Origin of the sequence: Collinsella sp. AM44-11 (assembly GCF_003467145.1) — a bacterium.
Lineage (GTDB): Bacteria > Actinomycetota > Coriobacteriia > Coriobacteriales > Coriobacteriaceae > Collinsella.
On sequence record NZ_QSFE01000003.1, the window covers coordinates 166,762 to 185,216 of the forward strand.

At 59.1% G+C, this 18,455-nt stretch carries 21 protein-coding genes; 4 read left to right on the forward strand and 17 right to left on the reverse strand.

From position 1 onward, the window contains the following. Positions 1-34 precede the first annotated feature (34 nt). Complete coding sequence (gene thiD, locus DW943_RS03290; RefSeq protein WP_117757013.1) at positions 35-865, forward strand: bifunctional hydroxymethylpyrimidine kinase/phosphomethylpyrimidine kinase; 831 nt, start codon at positions 35-37, stop codon at positions 863-865. Positions 866-1,010: 145 nt separating this feature from the next. Here the strand turns inward: thiD and DW943_RS03295 are convergent, their stop codons facing one another. The 5 genes from DW943_RS03295 to DW943_RS03315 all read right to left on the reverse strand — a co-directional run bounded on the left by DW943_RS03295 (position 1,011) and on the right by DW943_RS03315 (position 4,828). Next, positions 1,011-1,622 (reverse strand): pentapeptide repeat-containing protein, encoded by a 612-nt coding sequence (locus DW943_RS03295; RefSeq protein WP_117757012.1) that lies wholly within the window; start codon positions 1,620-1,622, stop codon positions 1,011-1,013. Between the two features lie 79 nt (positions 1,623-1,701). Next, a complete protein-coding gene (locus DW943_RS03300; protein ID WP_158566081.1) occupies positions 1,702-2,361 on the reverse strand; it encodes an SGNH/GDSL hydrolase family protein in 660 nt (219 codons plus the stop codon). A 78-nt stretch (positions 2,362-2,439) separates the two neighbouring features. Next, the gene (locus DW943_RS03305; RefSeq protein WP_117862182.1) at positions 2,440-3,573 is read right to left on the reverse strand and encodes a TIGR02452 family protein; all 1,134 of its coding nucleotides are present in this window, start codon (positions 3,571-3,573) and stop codon (positions 2,440-2,442) included. Positions 3,574-3,713: 140 nt separating this feature from the next. Further along, on the reverse strand, positions 3,714-4,409 hold the full coding sequence (locus DW943_RS03310) for a Bax inhibitor-1 family protein (RefSeq protein WP_117757011.1): 696 nt from the start codon (positions 4,407-4,409) through the stop codon (positions 3,714-3,716). Between the two features lie 80 nt (positions 4,410-4,489). Beyond that, positions 4,490-4,828: a hypothetical protein gene (locus DW943_RS03315; RefSeq protein ID WP_117757010.1), complete on the reverse strand. Its 339-nt coding sequence runs from the start codon at positions 4,826-4,828 to the stop codon at positions 4,490-4,492. 250 nt (positions 4,829-5,078) lie between these two features. Between DW943_RS03315 and DW943_RS03320 the strand changes: the two genes are divergently transcribed. The 3 genes from DW943_RS03320 (at position 5,079) to DW943_RS03330 (ending at position 7,633) form a co-directional block, all read left to right on the forward strand. Continuing rightward, on the forward strand, positions 5,079-6,128 hold the full coding sequence (locus DW943_RS03320; RefSeq protein WP_055251696.1) for an inorganic phosphate transporter: 1,050 nt from the start codon (positions 5,079-5,081) through the stop codon (positions 6,126-6,128). A 67-nt stretch (positions 6,129-6,195) separates the two neighbouring features. Further along, positions 6,196-6,819 carry a DUF47 domain-containing protein gene (locus DW943_RS03325; protein WP_055251695.1) on the forward strand — a complete coding sequence of 208 codons (624 nt, stop codon included), beginning with the start codon at positions 6,196-6,198 and terminating at the stop codon, positions 6,817-6,819. 283 nt (positions 6,820-7,102) lie between these two features. Further along, positions 7,103-7,633 (forward strand): nitroreductase family protein, encoded by a 531-nt coding sequence (locus DW943_RS03330; RefSeq protein ID WP_117862183.1) that lies wholly within the window; start codon positions 7,103-7,105, stop codon positions 7,631-7,633. Between the two features lie 165 nt (positions 7,634-7,798). Here the strand turns inward: DW943_RS03330 and DW943_RS03335 are convergent, their stop codons facing one another. From DW943_RS03335 to DW943_RS03390, 12 genes are all read right to left on the reverse strand, one after another. After that, entirely contained in the window at positions 7,799-8,473 is a 675-nt protein-coding gene (locus tag DW943_RS03335; RefSeq protein WP_117862184.1) for a DivIVA domain-containing protein, read from the reverse strand. A 61-nt stretch (positions 8,474-8,534) separates the two neighbouring features. Beyond that, positions 8,535-8,822: a YggT family protein gene (locus tag DW943_RS03340; protein ID WP_370448069.1), complete on the reverse strand. Its 288-nt coding sequence runs from the start codon at positions 8,820-8,822 to the stop codon at positions 8,535-8,537. Positions 8,823-8,837: 15 nt separating this feature from the next. Beyond that, positions 8,838-9,560: a cell division protein SepF gene (locus DW943_RS03345; protein WP_117840366.1), complete on the reverse strand. Its 723-nt coding sequence runs from the start codon at positions 9,558-9,560 to the stop codon at positions 8,838-8,840. A gap of 60 nt (positions 9,561-9,620) precedes the next feature. After that, positions 9,621-10,358, reverse strand: a complete 738-nt coding sequence (locus DW943_RS03350; RefSeq protein WP_117584221.1) for a YggS family pyridoxal phosphate-dependent enzyme — start codon at positions 10,356-10,358, stop codon at positions 9,621-9,623. A 119-nt stretch (positions 10,359-10,477) separates the two neighbouring features. Further along, positions 10,478-11,335, reverse strand: a complete 858-nt coding sequence (locus tag DW943_RS03355; RefSeq protein ID WP_117862185.1) for a PhoU domain-containing protein — start codon at positions 11,333-11,335, stop codon at positions 10,478-10,480. Positions 11,336-11,427: 92 nt separating this feature from the next. Next, positions 11,428-12,231, reverse strand: a complete 804-nt coding sequence (pstB, locus tag DW943_RS03360) for a phosphate ABC transporter ATP-binding protein PstB (protein ID WP_035137966.1) — start codon at positions 12,229-12,231, stop codon at positions 11,428-11,430. Between the two features lie 12 nt (positions 12,232-12,243). Next, positions 12,244-13,149: a phosphate ABC transporter permease PstA gene (gene pstA / locus DW943_RS03365; RefSeq protein ID WP_117862186.1), complete on the reverse strand. Its 906-nt coding sequence runs from the start codon at positions 13,147-13,149 to the stop codon at positions 12,244-12,246. 3 nt (positions 13,150-13,152) lie between these two features. Further along, the gene (gene pstC / locus DW943_RS03370) at positions 13,153-14,079 is read right to left on the reverse strand and encodes a phosphate ABC transporter permease subunit PstC (protein WP_117776690.1); all 927 of its coding nucleotides are present in this window, start codon (positions 14,077-14,079) and stop codon (positions 13,153-13,155) included. A 1-nt stretch (position 14,080) separates the two neighbouring features. Beyond that, the gene (locus DW943_RS03375) at positions 14,081-14,917 is read right to left on the reverse strand and encodes a phosphate ABC transporter substrate-binding protein (RefSeq protein WP_117803367.1); all 837 of its coding nucleotides are present in this window, start codon (positions 14,915-14,917) and stop codon (positions 14,081-14,083) included. Beyond that, positions 14,914-15,714, reverse strand: coding sequence for a polyphenol oxidase family protein (locus DW943_RS03380; protein ID WP_117862187.1), 801 nt, complete (start codon positions 15,712-15,714; stop codon positions 14,914-14,916). The genes DW943_RS03375 and DW943_RS03380 overlap by 4 nt, the downstream gene beginning before the upstream one ends. 210 nt (positions 15,715-15,924) lie before the next feature. Next, complete coding sequence (gene ftsZ, locus DW943_RS03385; RefSeq protein ID WP_055251674.1) at positions 15,925-17,079, reverse strand: cell division protein FtsZ; 1,155 nt, start codon at positions 17,077-17,079, stop codon at positions 15,925-15,927. Positions 17,080-17,278: 199 nt separating this feature from the next. Further along, positions 17,279-18,121 carry a cell division protein FtsQ/DivIB gene (locus DW943_RS03390; protein ID WP_117862188.1) on the reverse strand — a complete coding sequence of 281 codons (843 nt, stop codon included), beginning with the start codon at positions 18,119-18,121 and terminating at the stop codon, positions 17,279-17,281. Positions 18,122-18,455 lie beyond the last annotated feature (334 nt).

Consider the following 18,455-nt stretch of genomic DNA (forward strand, 5'->3'; position numbering starts at 1 on the left):
ACCCATTTGATTCCGACCGAACAAGGGAGCAAACATGGATCGCAGTAAGGTACCTGCCGTTTTATCCATCGCAGGATCCGATTCCAGCGGTGGCGCCGGCATTCAGGCCGACATCAAGACCATCACGGCGCACCGCCTGTATGCCGAGACGGCCATCACCGCCATCACCGCACAAAACACGCTCGGTGTCACCGCCGTGCAGAATATCTCCCCTGATATCGTCGCTGCGCAGATCGACGCCGTATTTGACGATATCCGCCCAAGCGCCGTCAAGATCGGCATGGTTTCCTCTGCCGAGATTATCGAGGTTATCGCCGACCGCCTGAGCGCCTGGAACGCGACAAACGTGGTAGTCGACCCCGTCATGGTAGCCACCTCGGGCGCACGGCTGATTGCCGAAGATGCCGCCGAGGCGCTCACCCGCCGCCTGTTCCCGCTGGCGACGGTTATCACGCCCAATATTCCCGAGGCCATGGCCCTGCTCGACTACGAGGTCGACTCCGAGCGCACGCAGCAAAATGCTGCCATGCTCCTCGCCCGCCGCTTTGGCTGCGCATCCCTCGTTAAGGGTGGGCATCTTGTCAACGAGGCCAACGATGTATTGGCCGAACCCGCGCCACTCGATGACGAGGGCAACCATCTGGGCGATCCGCTCACCACGTGGTTCCGCCACAAGCGCATCGAGACCGACAACACACACGGCACCGGCTGCACGCTTTCGTCCGCCATCGCCTGCGCGCTGGCTCAGGGCATGGATCTTGCCGACGCCGTCAACGCCGGCAAGGCCTACCTAACGGGCGCTCTCGCCGCCGGCTTTGACATGGGCAAAGGCTCTGGCCCCGTCAACCACATGTGGCAGTACTAAATAGCCAGTAACCTGCCAAAAAGAGACAGGCTACCTTGCACCAAAAACCGTCGCAACATTCGATGAAAATCGTGCAAACGCGAAAAATCATCGGATGTTGCGACGGTTTGATTTTAGATAGCGGTCGAGCAAAGGGCCGGGGCGTCTAGTCGTCGGCGAGTTGAATTCCCAACAAACCCGAGAGTGCCAGCGCCTGCTCGGCATTGACCGTCAGGCCACGCAGCTCATGGTAATCGCCCGAAACAACGGGCGCTGCAAATGTACAGCGCGACACATCAACGCCGGAAAGCGACGTCTTGAACACATCAACACGCGTCAGGTCACAGCCATCCAGGCGTATCTGACCCAGCTTGGCACCCTGAAACGCAGCCTCTCTCAGACGTGTATCGCATGCTGTCATAGGGCCAATGCGTCCCTCCGAAAGGTTCGCATAGCTCAAATCGCACGATCCAAACGACACGCTCGACAGGCGCGCCTTGAGCAAGTTGAGTCCCGGTGCCGAGCAGTCAACGAAGTCGCAGCGGCTGAGCCAGCAGCCTTCCATGTTGCAGCGGATAAAGCGGCAACCGCGAAACACCACGTCGCGAAACGTCGAGCCGCTCCAGTCAACGCTATCGAACTCGCAAGATCGGAACACAACGCCATCGAAGGTCGCGCCGTTCGCCACGTCGTAGGCAAGATCCAAATCCTCAAAAGCGGTATTGGAGACGAGCTCATCGCCCTCGGCAAAGAGGTCGATGAGCTCGTCCATGCCCATATGGCAGCCAATCCGTTCGTTTACCCGGGCAAAACCACCACAAAGGTGCCTGTCCCCTTTGCGGTGGCTTGGGACCGTGCTACTCACCGAGCATCTCTTTGAGCTTGGCTGCCACGGCGTGACCCAGGCTCTCGTGGCTTTCGGGCATCATATGCAGATAGTCGATATCGCCCGGCTCGGCAAACTCGGCGGCATTCAAAAAGTCGCAGCCAAACTGCTCGGCCACGCGCGCATAGTACTCGCCAAAATGTTCAGATGCCTCGACGGAACGCTCGTCAAAATCGGTCATATATACATCGGCGATCTGCGGCTTGATCTTGATAGGAGCCATCAGCAGGATGCGCGGGCAAGGCGCAGCGTCGGTCCACGGAAACGCGCGGACGGCGCGAATCAGCGCCATGGCGCCACGGGCGATATCGGAAGCTGTCACGTTAAAGACCGTCTTACAGTCGTTGGTGCCCAGCATGATCACAATGGCGTCCAGCGGCTTATGAGCCTCGAGCAGCATCGGAAGCGCGCGAATGCCGTTGAGGTTAGTGTCCAGATGGCACATGTCGTCGCGTACCGTCGTGCGGCCGTTGAGGCCTTCTTCAATTACATGCCAGCCCTCGCCTAAGTCACGTTGGACCACGCCACACCAGCGCACATCCTGCGCATAGCGCACCGCGGTACCGTCGCGCATGCCCGCCGGATCGTAACCATAGGTGTTGCTGTCACCAAAGCACAGAACGTTTTTCATCGTAAGCTCCCCACTCAATAAAAAGCCGACAGGAGCAGCCTCTCCCGTCGGCTCGGTATATCGCATCACGAGCACCGTTTACAGGTACTTGCGCCAGTCGTCGTCATCCTCGTCATCCTCGGCAGCGGCCTGAGCCTGCTCGGCGGCACGGGCGGCTGCGGCGCGGGCGGCAACCTGAGCATAGGACTCCTCGTTTCGCTCGGGGAAGTTTGCCAGCACGTGCTCGAATTTGGCGAAGTCCTCGTCCCAGCGCGTAGAGGGCACGGCAAAGAAGACCTGCTTGACCTTGAAGTCGCCTGATGCGAGCTCCTTGCGGAAGAGCTCGGCCACGGCCTCGGCATCAAAGCCGTTGTTGTCGCAGCCCCATGCGCCCAGCACGAGCTTCTCGCGACCCAACTCGTCGCAGATGGCGAGCACAAAGCGGATGCGGTCGCGCAGGGCATCCAGCAGAGCATCGTCGCTCACGCGGTACTCCTGGCGAGCACGCTTGGCGTTGGGTGCAGCGGCGACGATCACGTCGGCATAGGCGTGCACATGCTTGCGCTCGAAGCGCACCGCGGGCACCACCAGCGCACGGTTGCGGTACAGCTCACAGTTGATGTTGCGGCGACGGTTCTCACCGTACCATTTACGCTGCTTATCGAGGACGTTGTACAGATACGAATCGGCGCACAGCGTGGCCTCCTGGCCCAGATAACCCTGAATATATCCACCGCCCGGATTGGTAAACGAGGCAAAGGCGAGCACGGCCATGTCGCAGAACTGCGCATAGCCGCGACCGTTATCGAGGATTGCCTGCGTGGCGGAGGCATCAAGCACAGTGACCTCGGGCAGGACCGGAGCGGGCTCCTCAGCAGGCGCGGACTCAGCTTCGGCGATTTCCTCGGCAGGCTCCTCGACGGGCTCGGGCGCCGCCTCGGTCTCGGGCGCTGCCTCGACCTCGGCAGTCTCCGCGTTCTCGACGTCCTCGGCGACCTGCTCTTCGGGGGCCACAGCAGTCTGAACCTTGGCCTTCATCGCCGCGACAAAGCCGGTGGGCATGCCGTCAAACTCGCGAACACCGGCAAGCGAACGCTCGATATCCTTGGCGCAGGCCTCGGACACAGTCATCACATGGCGCTCGGCGGCCTTGGCACGGGCCTCGCGCTTGGGATTGGGCTGACCCGCTCGGTTGGACCTGCGGTTACGGTTCCTGTTGTCGACGTCTGCCATAAGTGGTCACCTTTCCTGTCGCTGCCGCTATCGGCTTTTCCCATCCATGATACCCCGCCGCGTACAAAAAAGACGGCCCCGAAGGACCGCCTTTCACATCGTTTTACCGCGTCCGGCAGGAAGCATCGCAATGCCGCGCTTTAATCGCGACGGCCGAGGATGTTCAGAATGCGCAGGAACACGTTGATGATGTCCACGAACAGGTTGGATGCCATGAGCACGGCGTTGGGCAGCGTGGGCGGCACCGTCGTTGCCACATAGGTGTCGTAGCCGATGAAGCCGGCGAACACCACGATCACGATCAGGTCGGTGATGGACTGCGAAACGCCCATGAACATCAGCACGATCTCGACCAGAATCGTGGCAAGCAGGATGCCAAAACCAATGCCATACACACGCTGGAAGAACTTGGGGAAGGTCACGCCCAGCGCACCAAAGACAAAGGTGATGGCGGCCGTGGCGATAAAGGCGGTGTTAATGGTAGGCAGGTCGTAGTTGGCAAGACCAAACGACGCCGTCAGGCCAAAGGTGCTCGCAAAGACCACGTAGCCCACGAGTGACAGGCCCACGGACTGTTTGCTGGCAGCAGCCGACATCATGACCATGCCGACGATGGTCAAAATAAATGAGCCAAAGACCAGCGGCAAAGCGGCGCCGCTCATCATCATGCGCGCAAACGACATGGTGCTCGTAAAGTAAGCACCGGCGCCCATGGCGCAAAAGCCCAAAAAGATCAGAGCAGACATGACAAGGTTGTACGCGCGCGGCGACATCTCCTTGGCACGGCTTGCGCCGGTCTCGATGGGGCCATTCTGATAGCCCTGGATATCGTTCATAATTTCGTCCTTTCAAAAAGCACCGCGACGGCGCCGTAGCTGACAAGTTTCTTGCCATTGTACCCGAACGCCACGCGTTCTTACCTGCGGCGCTCGCTCTCGAGTGTTCGGTCGAACGCCCACACCCACCAACGCATCAGATGAGTCTGCGAGCCATCCGGTCGCTCGCGTGTCTGCTCTTCCAGATACAGTTCGGTCGCATGTCCGCCAAAACGAACCTTATAAGTCGCCGTACGAATGCCGTGAACCGTCAGGCCAAACCCAGTGGACGAGACAATCTCGTCAATCGTAAAGCAGCGACCGTCAACCCAGCAGACGGTAACCGGCACAACCTGTCCGCCCGCGAGAATGCGAGCCACGACGTCCACATACTGCTTGTGCACGCGCCGAGTTTTGCCGTCTGTCTGTCGATATTCCATGCCTCCTATTATCGAACGCATGTTTGCATATTGTAAAGCGAACAGACTGTGGTTTTGGGGTGTTGGGGCGCGCGCACGTGTCCTCATGGTGTGTTAGCAAAAAGAACACCCACGGTCAACAGGGCTAATATTCATTTTTAGTGCCAAAAAATTCACTGCTCCCATCAGAACTCGGTAAAGAAACCCGCAGGAGGTGATACGATTTATCATGTTTCTGTAACGTGCCTGCAAACTTCGAGAAAGCCCATATATGGACGTAACGTTCTCAACCTTCCTCGGCCAACTTGTGTCGAACCCAGTCCTTGCCGTCACCGTGATCCTCGCGCTCGGCGCCATCTTCGTCAATGGATGGACCGACGCACCCAACGCCATCGCGACCTGCGTCACTACGCGTTGCATGCCCGCCCGCGCCGCTATTCTCATGAGTGCCGCATTCAACTTCCTTGGCGTGCTCATCATGACGCACTTTAACGCGAGCGTCGCCAACACCATCTCCCATATTGTCGACTTTGGCGGAAACAGCACCATGGCGCTCGCCTGTCTGTGCGCGGCGCTGTTCTCCATCGTCGTCTACGGCGCCACAGCGTCGCGTTTTGGCATCCCCACCTCGCAAAGCCACAGCCTTATCGCCGGCCTGACCGGTGCCGCCATCGCCCTCGGCGGTGCGAGCAGCGTCAACGTCCACGAGTGGATGAAGGTCATCTACGGCCTGGCGCTCTCCATCGGTCTGGGCTTTGTCATGGGCTGGGTCCTGTGCAAGCTCGTCTCGATTCTTTTCGCCGCCGCCAACAGGCGACGTGCCAATGTCTTCTTTAAATACGCTCAGATCGCGAGCGCTGCGGCCATGAGCTTTATGCACGGCGCGCAGGATGGACAGAAGTTCATCGGCGTGCTCTTTTTAGGCGTGGCCTTTGCCAGCGGCCAGACGAGCGTCGGCGATGCCGGCATCCCCATCTGGATTATGCTGCTATGCTCGGCCACCATGGGCATCGGCACCAGCGTGGGCGGCGAGCGCATCATCAAGTCCGTTGGCCAGAGCATGGTCAAGCTCGAAAAGTACCAGGGCTTCTCCGCCGACCTGGCGGGCGCCGCGAACCTGCTGCTTGCCACCCTTACCGGCATCCCCGTGTCCTCCACGCACATCAAGACCTGCGCCATCATGGGCGTCGGTGCCGTCAAACGCCTCTCGGCCATCAACTTCGGCGTCGTCAAGGACATGATGTTCACCTGGTTCTTCACCTTCCCCGCCTGCGGACTCATCAGCTTTGTCATGGCCAAGCTGTTCATGATGTTCATCTAGTCAAACCGAACGTCCATCCGGACCGTAACACCTCGCCCACCCGTCTTCGCCTCGAAAGGACCCACTCATGGCAAAGAAACCCGATTCGTTCTACTTTGACAACTACGTCGCCTGCGCCGACCTTGCCGTCCAGGCCGCCGAGCTGCTCACCAAGATTTTCGAGAACTTCGATCCTGCAAAGATTCACGATATGCTCGACAAGATGCACGCGATCGAGCATGCGGCCGACAAGAAGCACCACGAGCTCGAAGACGCCTTGCTCACCGCCTTTATCACCCCGCTTGAGCGCGAGGACCTGGACCTGATGAGCTGCTCGCTCGACACCGTGCTCGACCGCATCGAGGGCGTCGTGCAGCGCGTCTACTTCACCAACATCCAGAGCATCCATCCCGATGCCATCGTGATCGCCCACAAGGTGACCGACGCCTGCCGCGCCATGAAAGACCTGATGGTCGAGCTGCCTAACTACCGCAAGTCCAAAACGCTGCGCGAGCTCGTCATCCAGATCAACACCATCGAGTCCGAGGCCGACGAGCTCTATATCAACGCCATGCGTAACCTGCACGTTAACGGCAAGGACCCGCTCGAGGTCATCGCTTGGCGTGACGTGTACGCCTTCCTGGAGTACTGCGCCGACTGCTGCGAGAATGTGGCCGATGTCGTGGATTCGATTGTCATGAAGAACAGTTAATTGGGGGTACGTGTCCCGGCGGCGAAGGGCCGGCCACGGTTTGCTTTCTCACTCCGGCTGCTTTGCAGAGTCGTTCGAAAGTAAACCGTGGCCGGCCCTTCGCCTTACGTACCACCATTGGGAACTTTGGCTGATAGATTTAGCGCGATGGGGGTTTGGCTGAAGGGACCTTTGGTATCCGTTCGGACACTTTGGCCCTTGATGAGCGTTTGGCTGATTGCTGCTTTGGGTACTCTTTGGGTTACTTTTGGTTTGTTTGATTTTTAATTTTAGGAGGGCTTGTATGTCTTATTTGGATCTGGCTCGTGGTCGGTATTCTTGTCGTTCTTTTGAGGACCGTTCTGTTGAGCAGGCTGTGGTGGATGCCATTGTTGAGGCTGGGCGTATTGCTCCTTCTGCTTGTAATAATCATCCAGCCCGTGTGATGGTGCTGGATACGCCTGAGCTGTTGGAGAAGGCTGCTGCTTGTCAGCCTCGGTTTGCTCGTGATGGGTCTATCTTTGGAGCTCCGCTTGTCTTCCTTATTTGCAGCGTTACCGATGATGCTTGGGTGCGCCCGTATGACCAGATGAATTCCAGTGAAATCGATACGTCCATCGTGTGCGACCAGATGATGACGGAGGCCGCCGAGCAGGGCCTGGGAACGTGCTGGGTATGCCATTTTAAGCCTGAGGTGGCACAGGAGCAGTTCAATCTGCCCAAGGGCGTCTATCCCTATCACATGCTCGTCTGTGGCTATCCCGCCGACCACATCGCCGATCCCGAGCATCGCGAGGCCCGCACTATTCCCCTCTCCAACTTCCTCCTCAAGTAGTTTTTAGGCATACCTTAAAATCTACCTTTTACCACGCGCCCTTCGCCGAGTTCTGTCCTATCGCATGCAGAGCTCGGCGTTTTGTTTCCCAACCCGTATACAGCCACAAAAAAGGAGCCCGCAGGTGCGAGCTCCTCTTAAGGACACTAGATTGTAGCTCTGATGCTAGTCCAGGTCGTCGGCGGCAAAGTTGTCGATCGGGGCGAAGGGATCGGCCACGGGGACAACCGGGTCAGCGACGGGCAGCGGCTCGGCGGGAACAGTCACCGCAGGAGAAGCGGCAGAACCGACCGGCGTGGAGGCCATGAGGTCGGCCGGGAAGGAGTTCTGGGCATCGTCCATGAAGTGCTGGATGAGCTTGAGGTACCCGGCCTTGAACTCCTCGCGGGAAGCCTTGAGACGATCGATTTCCTCGAGCTCGGCCTGCTTCTCGGTCAGAGCCTGGCGGATAACCTCGCGTGCCTTAGCGTCAGCCTCGTTGCGGATACGCTCAGCGTTCTCGTTGGCATCGTTGACGATGGTCTCAGCGGTCTGCTGGGCAGCGATCAGGGCAGCGGAAATCTGGCGCTCCTGAGCGGAGAAGTCAGGGGCGGGAGCAGCCACGGGGGCGGCAGGAACGGCTTGGGCGGTGGCATCCTGAGCCTGGGCAAGCTGAGCCTGCGCATCGGCAAGCTGCTGCTCGGTAGCAGTCAGGCGACCCTTAAGGTCGACGATCTTAGCGAGCATAGCGTCAACCTCGGAGGACAGCGTCTCCAAGAAGACGTCGACCTCGGCGGGATCGTAGCCACGCTTGGCCTCAGAGAAAGTCTGAGCCTGGATGTCTGCAGGGGTAATAGCCATAACAAGTCTCCTTTTTCATCGCCTCGGCGCTACACGCCCGACGTAAGTTACTAAGTCAGTTCTATACGAGTATACCTATAAGAAGCTGCAGAACCAGCCTCTGCACCAACTGCAACGCAATAATCGCAACGACCGGCGAAAAATCGACACCGCCCATCGGCGGGATGAAACGACGGAACAGGTTGAGCCACGGACCGCACACGCTATCGAGCACCGCAGCAATATCCTGAAGCAAACCACCCTGCTTCATGGGAATCCACGTCATAAAGCAGTAGACGACAATAAGCGTGGAATAGAAGTTGAACAGCGTGTTGACCAGCTGGACGATAGTGTAGATGTTGATGGGAATCTCCTCGTCTTGTCTTTACTTGAGGTAGCCGTCGGCACGAAGCTTCTTGAGATCGGAATCTTTGACCTCGCAACCGGCGGGCAGCACCATGAACACGCGGTCGCCCACCTCCTTGACCGCGGCACCCAGACCGCAGGCAAAGCCGTAAGAGAAGTCCAAGACGCGCTTGGCAACTTCGGTGCGTACGCCCACAAAAATCAGTGCGACAGGCTGCTTGGTGCGAACGCGGCGCACCACGGTCTCCACGTCGTCGTAGCTCTCGGGGCGCAGGACATAGGCCGGCAGCTGCGGCGTGGCGTTGATGATGTTGCTCGCATAGGCCGAGGCATCGCTCGGTGCAGGCGCGGGCGCAGCGGCGGCACGGGCGCGGGTGTTCTCGGCGTAGCTCGACGGCGTGTCATAGGCACCAGGACGATAACCGCTCGCAACACTGTCCTGCGAGCGCGAAGGCGGGTTATACGTCGTGGCATGGCGGGAGTCATCGCCGACCAGCTGACCGGAGCGCGTATACACGGCAACCGACTCAGCTTCACCGCGGCGCGTCTGACCAAGCAGGCCGTTGCTCGGCTCGTCTTGGGTGTAGAAGCCCTCGCCCGAAGCACCGCTGTAGCCGTTGCCCTGATAACTATCGTCATAGCCGTCATCGTAGCCGTAGTCGTCGTCCTGGCCATAACCCTGGTCGTAACCCTGCTGGCCGCCCAGGTGCATCTTATTTTTAATCTCGTCAAGGAAGCCCATGGTTGTGTCCTCTCGCGGTTTAGTGCAGGCGCCCCGATAATCAGTGCGCACTTCAGAGCCTTATTTTACTGCAAACTCCGGGCTAAATACTACCCTGCCCAGGCGAACGAGCGTAGAGCCCTCCTCAAGGGCAGGCTCAAAGTCCTCGCTCATGCCGCAGGAAAGCTCAGGCAGGTTCAAATCGGGATGCGCCGCCTCCAGCTCATCCCTCAGCTCACGAAGCCCCGCAAAGGTGCGGCGTGCCACATCCTTATTCCCCCGGGGCGCCATAGTCATAAGCCCCTGTACGCAAATTCCCTCAAGTTCCGCAAGCTCACCCGCGGCGGCGCGAATCTCATCGGGCGAAAAGCCTCCCTTCGACTCCTCACCACTCACATTGACCTCGATGAGCACACGCTGGGGGCCGGCGAGCTCGCCTGCCTCAATCTTGCGGACAGCACGGCTCGAGATCGCCTGCGCCAGATGCAGCGAACCCACCGAGTGAATCAGCTCGGCTGAGCCCAGCACCGCATTGATCTTATTGGTCTGCAGGTTGCCGATCATATCGAAGCGCACCTCGGGCAGCTCCGGATGCTCCGCCAGACCCGTGAGCTTGCGAACCAGCTCCTGCGGGCGGTTCTCGGCAAAATGGCGATACCCCGCCTGGATGGCGGCAACGGTCTCATCGACACCAACGGTCTTGGACACGGCAATGAGGCTCGCGGCGTCGTGGGGACGGCCTGCGCGATCGAGCGCCGCATAAAAACGTTCCAGAATCTGCTCGCGGCGAGCGCGCATCAAGTCCAAATAGTTATCCATTGCCAATCGCCTCCGCTGACAGCCAAATAAGTAGTCCCATGCTAACGCAAGAGCGCGGCCCCGCATGTGCAAGGCCGCGCTCACTTAGGTATTTACAATCTTTCGACGAACGGGGTTACTTACTCCTCGTCGTCCTCGCCATCGTCCTCGTCCTCAAGATGATCGAGCAGGTAGCGAAGACCCTCGCTGACCTCGTTAACGGGCACCTTGGCAACGTAGCGAGCGTCGACGGCGGGCCTCATGATAACACCCTCGCCCGAAGGCACGCGCATGCTCTCGAGCTCATCCTCATCAGTGCGGGCGATATCGCCGACGTTCATACGCTGACCAGTCAACAGGAAGGTCAGACGGCAGGCGGCATCGATGGAAATGGAAGCGATGCGATCGAGGTAGCGCGAAACCATGATGGCGCGACGCAGGTCGTCATAGTTGCTGTCGTCATCCATAAACTCGCCCGCGTCCATGCGGTTGAAGGTACGGAAGAACTTCTCGTAGGCCGCGTGCACCGGCTCGTCCTCGACGGCCAAGTTGCAGATGATGGACATGTCGTTGGTGACGAGCGCGGAAAGCGATGAGCCCAGCACCTGGTATACGGCTTCGGCCTCGGCCTCAACCGTACCAACAAGCTCCTGGGGCAGAGAGATATCGGCCTTGACCATGTGACGCGTGGCACGACAGATCTGGCGGACCTTATCGGTCATGCGCTGCAGGTTAAAGTCGACGTAGATGATCGTCTGCAGCAAGCGGAAGTCGGAGGCGACCGGCGACTGTGTGGCGATCAGGTTGTAGCACACGGCCTCCAAGTTGGCGCAGCGCGCGTCAATCGAAAGCGTGCGCTTCTTGGTCTTGGTGGCGAGCTTGCGGTCGTCGGTCACATAGGCCTTCACGGCGTCGTGAAGCGCCAGGTCTACAGCCTCGTAGATGCTCAACATCTCGTGACGAGCCTCGACGAGCTGACGGGAAAACAGTTTGCGCATGGTTCACTCCAATCAGTTGGGTGCGGTCATGCCGCCCGCACAGTGAATACGCACCGGACCAGGTCCGATCGGCTTGGGACTAGTCGCACCGATTAGCCAAAGCGGCCGGTGATATAGTCTTCCGTCCGCGAATCCACCGGGCTGGTAAAGATCGCGTCGGTTTGACCATACTCGATGAGCGTGGCGGGCTCGCCGGCAACTTCCTGCAAGAAAAATGCGGTGTAGTCGCTAATTCGAGCTGCCTGCTGCATTGAATGCGTGACGATGATGATCGTCATCTCGGGCGCCAGCTCGGCCATCAGATCCTCGACCTTGGAAACGGACGTGGGGTCGATGGCGGAGCAGGGCTCGTCCATCAGAAGGACATCGGGCTGCACCGCAAGCACACGCGCGATGCACAGACGCTGCTGCTGACCGCCCGAGAGCGCCAAACCATCCTTGTTGAGCTGATTGGATACCTCTTTCCAGAGGTTGGCGCGCTTGAGCGATTCTTCCACGATGTCATCGAGGTCGCTTTTGCTAGTCACGCCCTGCAGACGAGGGCCAAAAGCGACATTCTCGTAGATGGATTTAGGGAACGGGTTGGGCTGCTGAAAGATCATGCCCACGCGACGGCGGAGGTCGACCGGATCGACGCCCTCAGCATAGATATCGTTGCCGTCAAGCGTCATGGTGCCCTCGACGCGCGTGCCCTCGATCAGGTCGTTCATGCGGTTGATGCAGCGCAAAAACGTCGACTTGCCACAGCCCGAAGGACCGATAAACGAGGTGATGGCGTTTTTGGCGATGTTGAGGTCAAGCCCCGTCAGCGCATGAAAGTCACCGTACCAAAAGTTGAAATCCTTGGCCGTGATGGCTGCTTGCTCCGGCGTGGGAGCGGACTGATAAACGGACATGGGACTCCTTAACTAGTGACGCTTGCGCGACAGGAAGCGCGCAAACAGGTTGAAGGCCAGAATGATCACCATCAGCAAGAGCGCGGTGCCGTAGGCTGCGTTCATGTTGATGCCATCGTTGGCAAGCAGGTACAGGTGAACCGTCATGGGGCGGCCGGAATCGAGCGGCGAAATAGGTAGATTGATGGCTTGGCCCATGGTGTAGAGCACCACCGCGGTCTCGCCAATGGCGCGGCCGATGGCGAGGACGATGCCCGTGGCAATACGGCCAAAGGCAGAAGGAAGCACAATCTTGGAGACCACCTGCCACTTGGTGGCGCCCAGGCCGTACGCGCCCCAACGGATATAGCGCGGGACGGCGCGAATGGCCTCTTCGGTGGTGCGCATGACGATGGGAAGCATCAAGAGCGCGAGCGCCAGAGCGGCCGAGACCATCGAAAGGCCCAGGCCCATGGCCTCGACAAACAAGGCGTAGCCAAACAGGCCCATAACGATGGAGGGCACCGAGGCCAAAGCGTCAGCAGCGTAGCGAATGAGCTCGACGACCTTGCCCTGCTTGGCGTACTCGGCCAGATAGACGGCTGCCAGCACAGCAATCGGCGTGCAGATAAGCATGGCGAGCGCCGTCACATAGACGGTCGAGACGATCGTGGGCCAAATTCCGCCCTCGGCGTTGACGCCCTGGGGCCAACCGAAGATAAAGTCGAGCGAGATATGCGGCAGGCCGTTAATGACCACATAAGCAATGATAGCGACAAGCACCAGCGTGGTGATGTATGCCGCGGCACGGAACACGCCAAGCATGATCTTGTTGGACAGGTCCTTGTTGATGCGGCCCTTCTTGCCATGGGAAAGGGCACGCTTGATGCGCTCGCGCGACGAGGTCGTATCGACCGTCGCGTCAACGGAATCGGACATAGCCTACCCCCTCTTCTTCTTGGAAATCAGACGGACGATGCCCACCAGCGTGGCGGAGATGATAAACAGGACCACGCCCATGCCGAACAGCGCCGAGCGGTGCAGACCCGAGGAATAGCTCATGTCGAGCGCGATCTGGCTCGTGAGCGTCGAGATGGGGCTCGCAATGCTGTCGGGAATAACCGGGGCGTTACCCACGACCATGAGCACGGCCATGGTCTCGCCGATGGCACGGCCCATACCCAGCACGATGGCATCCACGATACCCAGCTTGGCGGCAGGTAGCACGACCTTATAGATGGTCTGCCACTTAGTAGCACCCATGGCATACGATGCCTCGCGAATACCCATGGGAATGGAATTGAGGGCATCGATGGTGAGCGTGGTGATGGTAGGGACGATCATGATGGCAAGCACGAACCACGCCGTCAGCGCACCAAAACCAAGACCACCGGTCAGTTGCGCGATAAACGGACGGATGATGATCATGCCAAAGAAGCCATAGATGATAGAAGGGATGCCGGCCAACAGGTCAACGGCAGGGCTGATGAGCTTGCGCACGCGCTTGCTGGCGATCTCGACCAGATACACGGCCGTGCCCACGCCTAGGGGCACACCCATGGCGAGCGCACCGACGGTCACCAGACCCGAGCCGGCAAGCAGCGACACGATGCCGTAGTGGCCCTCAGAGGGCGCCCACGTAAAGCTAAAGAAGTCCGCCAGACCGATGTCGGTAAAGACGGGCAGCGCCGAGTACGTGGTAAAGACAAAAATCAGGATGACGGTAACAACCGCCAAGAACGCGCAGGCAAAGAAAATCCACTGCAGCGCCTTCTCCTTGATATAGGTGCTGCGCGATACGAGCGCCAGCTCGCGCTTCTTGGGCGCCTGAGCATTCTGCTCAGTCTGGGAGTTTTCCTGTGCTTCCATGCTACTCACTCCCCTTCTCGTCGTTGGTGACGGGAATAAAGCCCGCCTCGCGAATCTGCTTGTCCATCTTTTCGGACGTCACATAGTCGATGTAATCCTGCGCCTGCTGCGAAGGCGCACCCTTCACAAAGAAGTAAAGGTCGCGCGAGATGGGATAGCCGCCACTCGCGACCGTCTTCTCGGACGCCTCAACATGATTGACCGAGACGGCCTTGACCGAGGTCTTGGCGTTGAGGCTATCGACGAAGCCCAGCGAAATGTAGCCAATGGCACCGCGCGAACGAGATACCACGTCGCGCACCTGGCCCGTGCCCGAAAGAACGGCGGAGCGGCGATCGAACGGGGTGCCGTCCATCACGATGGTGCGGAAGGCTTCACGCGTGCCAGACGCCTCATCTCGGTTGATAACCTGAATCCTCAGGTCCTCGCCACCGACTTCTTTCCAGTTGGTGATCTTGCCGGCATAGATATCGCGGAGCTGCTCGGTCGAGAGGTTATCGACGGGGTTGTCTTCGTTCACGATGACCGCGATACCGTCGTGGGCAATGACGATGGGAGTCAGGCCCAGATCCTGTTCGTCGGCATTGAGTCCACGGGAGGAGCTGGCGATATCGGCCGTGCCAGCGCTGACGGCTTCGATGCCAGCGGAAGAGCCCAAACCGGAAACGAGCACGTCGATGCCGGTCTCCTCCTTAAAGCCCTCTGCCGCAATTTCGGCGATAGGAAGGCAGGTCGTGGAGCCGGCCACAGTAATGGAAGAGGTAGAAGATCCCGAAGAACAGGCGCACAGCGTAAGCGTAAGCACAGCGGCGCTCAGGACCGATACGATCTTTCTCATAGCATCACGCCGATCGCAGCATGGCGCCCACAGGTGCCGCCCTCGTTACGGTAGGAATAAAAGCGGTCGTTCTGACGCACAGTCGAAAGCTGGGTATCCACGATATTATCCGCGTCCACACCGGCATCTACCAGCGCCTCACAAATGGCAGCGGAAAGATCGAGCATGCGAGAGGTGCTCGCATCGATGCAAGAGAACTCGGCGGCAAAGCGATCCATGAGCTCCTGGGAAACCTCGTACTCGTCACCCAGGATATGGGGCCCGATATAGGCGGAAACGTCGCTCGCATCGCAGCCGGCAGCATCGCAAAGCGCCTGGCACGCCTTGGCAGAAATACGTGCAATCGTGCCCTTCCAACCGGAGTGCACCACGGCAAATCCGCCGGGGGCCACCAGCACCACGGGAACGCAGTCGGCAAAGCAGAGCAGCACGGGCACGTCATGGGCCGTACAGACGATGGCATCGCAGCCCTCGGCAATCTGCTCGCGAACAGCCTCAAGATCGTCGGAGCCGTTCGAAGTCACCGTAACGATATGGTCACCATGTACCTGATTGGGCACGAGCAGATTATGCTCGCACTCAGTGGCGCCCATAGCTTCGAGCACTCGACGACGATTTTCTTGAACAGCAAAGGGGTCATCGCCTACATGCGAGCCCAGGTTGAGCGAGGAGTACGCATCTTCAGAAACGCCACCGGTGCGCTCGGTAAAGGCAAAGCGGACATCGGATGTCGCGCCCTCCACCAACGTAACTCCATCATGGTCGACACGCGAAACGTTGTCCGCACGTGCTGCCATACTAAAGCCTCCTAATAACACAAGTACCGCGGCGTCGCCGCGCAGTCCGCGTTTATACGGCTGTCATACTTCCTTAAAAGGATACCCGCAGCGGTAGGGACCAAACGTAAAGGGAACGTAAGGAGATTGGAGGCTTTCGTTTACAAACGAGAAACAAAACGGGGTGCATCCAAATGGACACACCCCGTGCAAGTCGTTGAGAAAAACGAACTAGAAGCTACCGCGCTTCAGGAAGTCGGGAAGCTCGAACTGGTCGTTGCCAAAGTTGGGCAGCTCGGTACCACCGACGTTGCGGGTCGGAGCGGCCTGAGCCGGGCTGGCAGCCGGAGCGGTGCGCTGCGGCTCAGCGGAGGCAGCGGCCTTGCTCTGAGACTGCTGAGCAGCAAAGAGCTCATCCTGACGGTTGACGTTGGAGTCGGAGAAGCCCGTAGCGATGACGGTGATACGCACCTGATCGCCCAGGGACTCGTCGACAACGGTACCGAAGATGATGTTGGCCTCGGGGTCGACGGCGTTGGCGACAACGTCGGCGGCGTCGCTGATCTCCTGGATGCCCAGGTCCTTGGAACCGGCGATGGAGAGCAGCACGCGCGTGGCACCATCGATGGAGCTCTCGAGCAGCGGGCTGGAGATGGCCTGCTGGGCAGCGTCGACGGCACGAGTATCCCCAGAAGAGGTACCGATACCCATCATGGCGGTACCGGCCTGCTTCATGATGGTCTTAACATCGGCGAAGTCCAGGTTGATGATACCGGGGACGGTGATGAGGTCGGTGATGCCCTGGGTGCCCTGGGAAAGGACGCCATCGGCAATCGCGAAGGCCTCGAGCATGGTGGTCTTCTTCTCGGCGATGTCGAGCAGCTTATCGTTAGGAATGACGATCATGGTGTCGACGCAATCGGAGAGGGTCTTGATGCCCTCCTCGGCGCTCTTCTTACGCTTGCGGCCCTCGAAGGTGAAGGGCTTGGTCACGACGGCGACGGTCAGTGCGCCGACCTCGTTCATCGCGATATCGGCAACGATGGGAGCAGCGCCGGTACCGGTGCCGCCGCCCTCGCCGCAGGTGATAAACACCATGTCGGCGCCAGCGAGCGCCTCGGCGATGTCGTCGCGGGACTCATCGGCAGCCTTGCGGCCAACCTCGGGATTGGCGCCGGCGCCCAGGCCGCGGGTAAGGTCGGTGCCGATGTGCACCTTGATATCGGCATCAGAGATCGCGAGTGCCTGAGCATCGGTGTTGATGGCAACAAACTCGACGCCGCGGATGCCCTCTTCGATCATTCGATTGACCGCGTTGGTACCGCCGCCGCCGACGCCGACCACCTTAATGACGGCAAGGTAGTTGTTGATCTCTGTCTCGTGCATGTCGGTCCTCCGAACAAAGGTTATAGCCATAGCATGGGTCGACCCCTGCGCCCATTAACCTTCAGGTTGAAAGTAAATGCAAAGGTAAACCGTATTATGTTTGCACATTATGAACGTATCAGTCAAATAATTGACCGTGAAAACCAAACAAACCAGATAAACGGCGTGGTATGGCCCCTCAACAAAGCATCAACCAGCGCTACGAGGTCGGAGCATTCCTAAATGTGTAGTTGCCCGGAGAGCGCACATTGATATACGTTACGCCCTCTACCTGCGAAAGCAACTTGGTGACTACGCGTTCCTTCTTGGCGATATCGTCCGAATCGCCCAGCGACACCTCAATGCCGTTATTGAGGTTTGCCGAGATGGCTTCGACCGAAGGCGTGGAAATATCCTTGACTTGTCCCAAGAACTCGCTCGAAAAACCACGCACATAATCCAGGCCGGCCTTAACGGCTTTGGAGTTCACCGCCTGGCCGGAAACCGGAGCGACATCCGCCGAGACATCAGTCAACAACACCGCGCCATAGTGCTTAGCGAGCGCCAGCGCGGCATCGATTCCGGTCAAGGTATTTGAGCCCTGCCCTGTCGTGATGACGTTGCCCTGGTCGCCCACTTCGACCGACGTCGACAGCGGGGCGATCCAGGTGTCATCGTCTCCGATAGCCCAGGCAAGGTCGTCGGAGCTGATATACGCAATGGCGATAACTTTACGCTCCGTCGGCGTGATGATAAGCGTATGGGGAAACTGGCGCTGGACATCCACGCCCGAAACCCACGGGTTCTGCTTGAGATCCTCGGTAATCTGGTCGGGATCGACGTTAAAAAGCGACGTTCCCTCGGGCAAGTCGATCAGCTGGATAGCATCGTGCTTCGTCACATGCTCGCTGCCTTGAATCTGAATATCAGTGGCAGTAAACAATCCAGAGTTGATCACCACGATGGCAACGACGACGAGCACGGCCAAGACGGCCAGAACGCCGCCCACGATTTTGCCTTTGCCTGTAACGACAGAAGCGGCGTCTGATGTTTTATTTGCCATCGCTCCAAGTGAAGATAACGGGTTGAAACCTTTTTTACTCGAAGGCTTCTTGGCGGTAGCCGGCACCGATGTCAGCGAGCGCGGTTTCGATGCGCCCAGCGTGCGACCTGGACGCGCCGCTTTAGTTCCCGTCGAGGGCTTGGGAGCTGCCATGGGACGGGCAGGCTTGGCGCCCATAACAGGCTTTGACGTCACCGAGGGACGCGAGGACTTTTTTGCGGCCGGACGATTACCGAGCTGCGAGCCGACGACCGGACGACTGGTCTGTCGAGCATGCCCGACAGACTTAGAGTGCGCGACGGTAATGCGTTGAGGTTTGGCAGGCGCGCCGGAA

Coding starts and splice junctions, on each gene's coding strand:
- DW943_RS03335 (WP_117862184.1), bottom strand. CDS start 8,473: ATGGCTATTACCCCTGCAGACATCCAGGCTCAGACTTTCTCTGAGGCC.
- DW943_RS03345 (WP_117840366.1), bottom strand. CDS start 9,560: ATGGGCTTCCTTGACGAGATTAAAAATAAGATGCACCTGGGCGGCCAG.
- DW943_RS03315 (WP_117757010.1), bottom strand. CDS start 4,828: ATGGAATATCGACAGACAGACGGCAAAACTCGGCGCGTGCACAAGCAG.
- pstB (WP_035137966.1), bottom strand. CDS start 12,231: ATGTCCGTTTATCAGTCCGCTCCCACGCCGGAGCAAGCAGCCATCACG.
- pstC (WP_117776690.1), bottom strand. CDS start 14,079: ATGGAAGCACAGGAAAACTCCCAGACTGAGCAGAATGCTCAGGCGCCC.
- DW943_RS03320 (WP_055251696.1), top strand. CDS start 5,079: ATGGACGTAACGTTCTCAACCTTCCTCGGCCAACTTGTGTCGAACCCA.
- DW943_RS03390 (WP_117862188.1), bottom strand. CDS start 18,121: ATGGCAAATAAAACATCAGACGCCGCTTCTGTCGTTACAGGCAAAGGC.
- DW943_RS03310 (WP_117757011.1), bottom strand. CDS start 4,409: ATGAACGATATCCAGGGCTATCAGAATGGCCCCATCGAGACCGGCGCA.
- thiD (WP_117757013.1), top strand. CDS start 35: ATGGATCGCAGTAAGGTACCTGCCGTTTTATCCATCGCAGGATCCGAT.
- DW943_RS03325 (WP_055251695.1), top strand. CDS start 6,196: ATGGCAAAGAAACCCGATTCGTTCTACTTTGACAACTACGTCGCCTGC.
- DW943_RS03380 (WP_117862187.1), bottom strand. CDS start 15,714: ATGGCAGCACGTGCGGACAACGTTTCGCGTGTCGACCATGATGGAGTT.
- DW943_RS03375 (WP_117803367.1), bottom strand. CDS start 14,917: ATGAGAAAGATCGTATCGGTCCTGAGCGCCGCTGTGCTTACGCTTACG.
- DW943_RS03350 (WP_117584221.1), bottom strand. CDS start 10,358: ATGGATAACTATTTGGACTTGATGCGCGCTCGCCGCGAGCAGATTCTG.
- DW943_RS03330 (WP_117862183.1), top strand. CDS start 7,103: ATGTCTTATTTGGATCTGGCTCGTGGTCGGTATTCTTGTCGTTCTTTT.
- ftsZ (WP_055251674.1), bottom strand. CDS start 17,079: ATGCACGAGACAGAGATCAACAACTACCTTGCCGTCATTAAGGTGGTC.
- pstA (WP_117862186.1), bottom strand. CDS start 13,149: ATGTCCGATTCCGTTGACGCGACGGTCGATACGACCTCGTCGCGCGAG.
- DW943_RS03300 (WP_158566081.1), bottom strand. CDS start 2,361: ATGAAAAACGTTCTGTGCTTTGGTGACAGCAACACCTATGGTTACGAT.
- DW943_RS03295 (WP_117757012.1), bottom strand. CDS start 1,622: ATGGGCATGGACGAGCTCATCGACCTCTTTGCCGAGGGCGATGAGCTC.
- DW943_RS03305 (WP_117862182.1), bottom strand. CDS start 3,573: ATGGCAGACGTCGACAACAGGAACCGTAACCGCAGGTCCAACCGAGCG.
- DW943_RS03355 (WP_117862185.1), bottom strand. CDS start 11,335: ATGCGCAAACTGTTTTCCCGTCAGCTCGTCGAGGCTCGTCACGAGATG.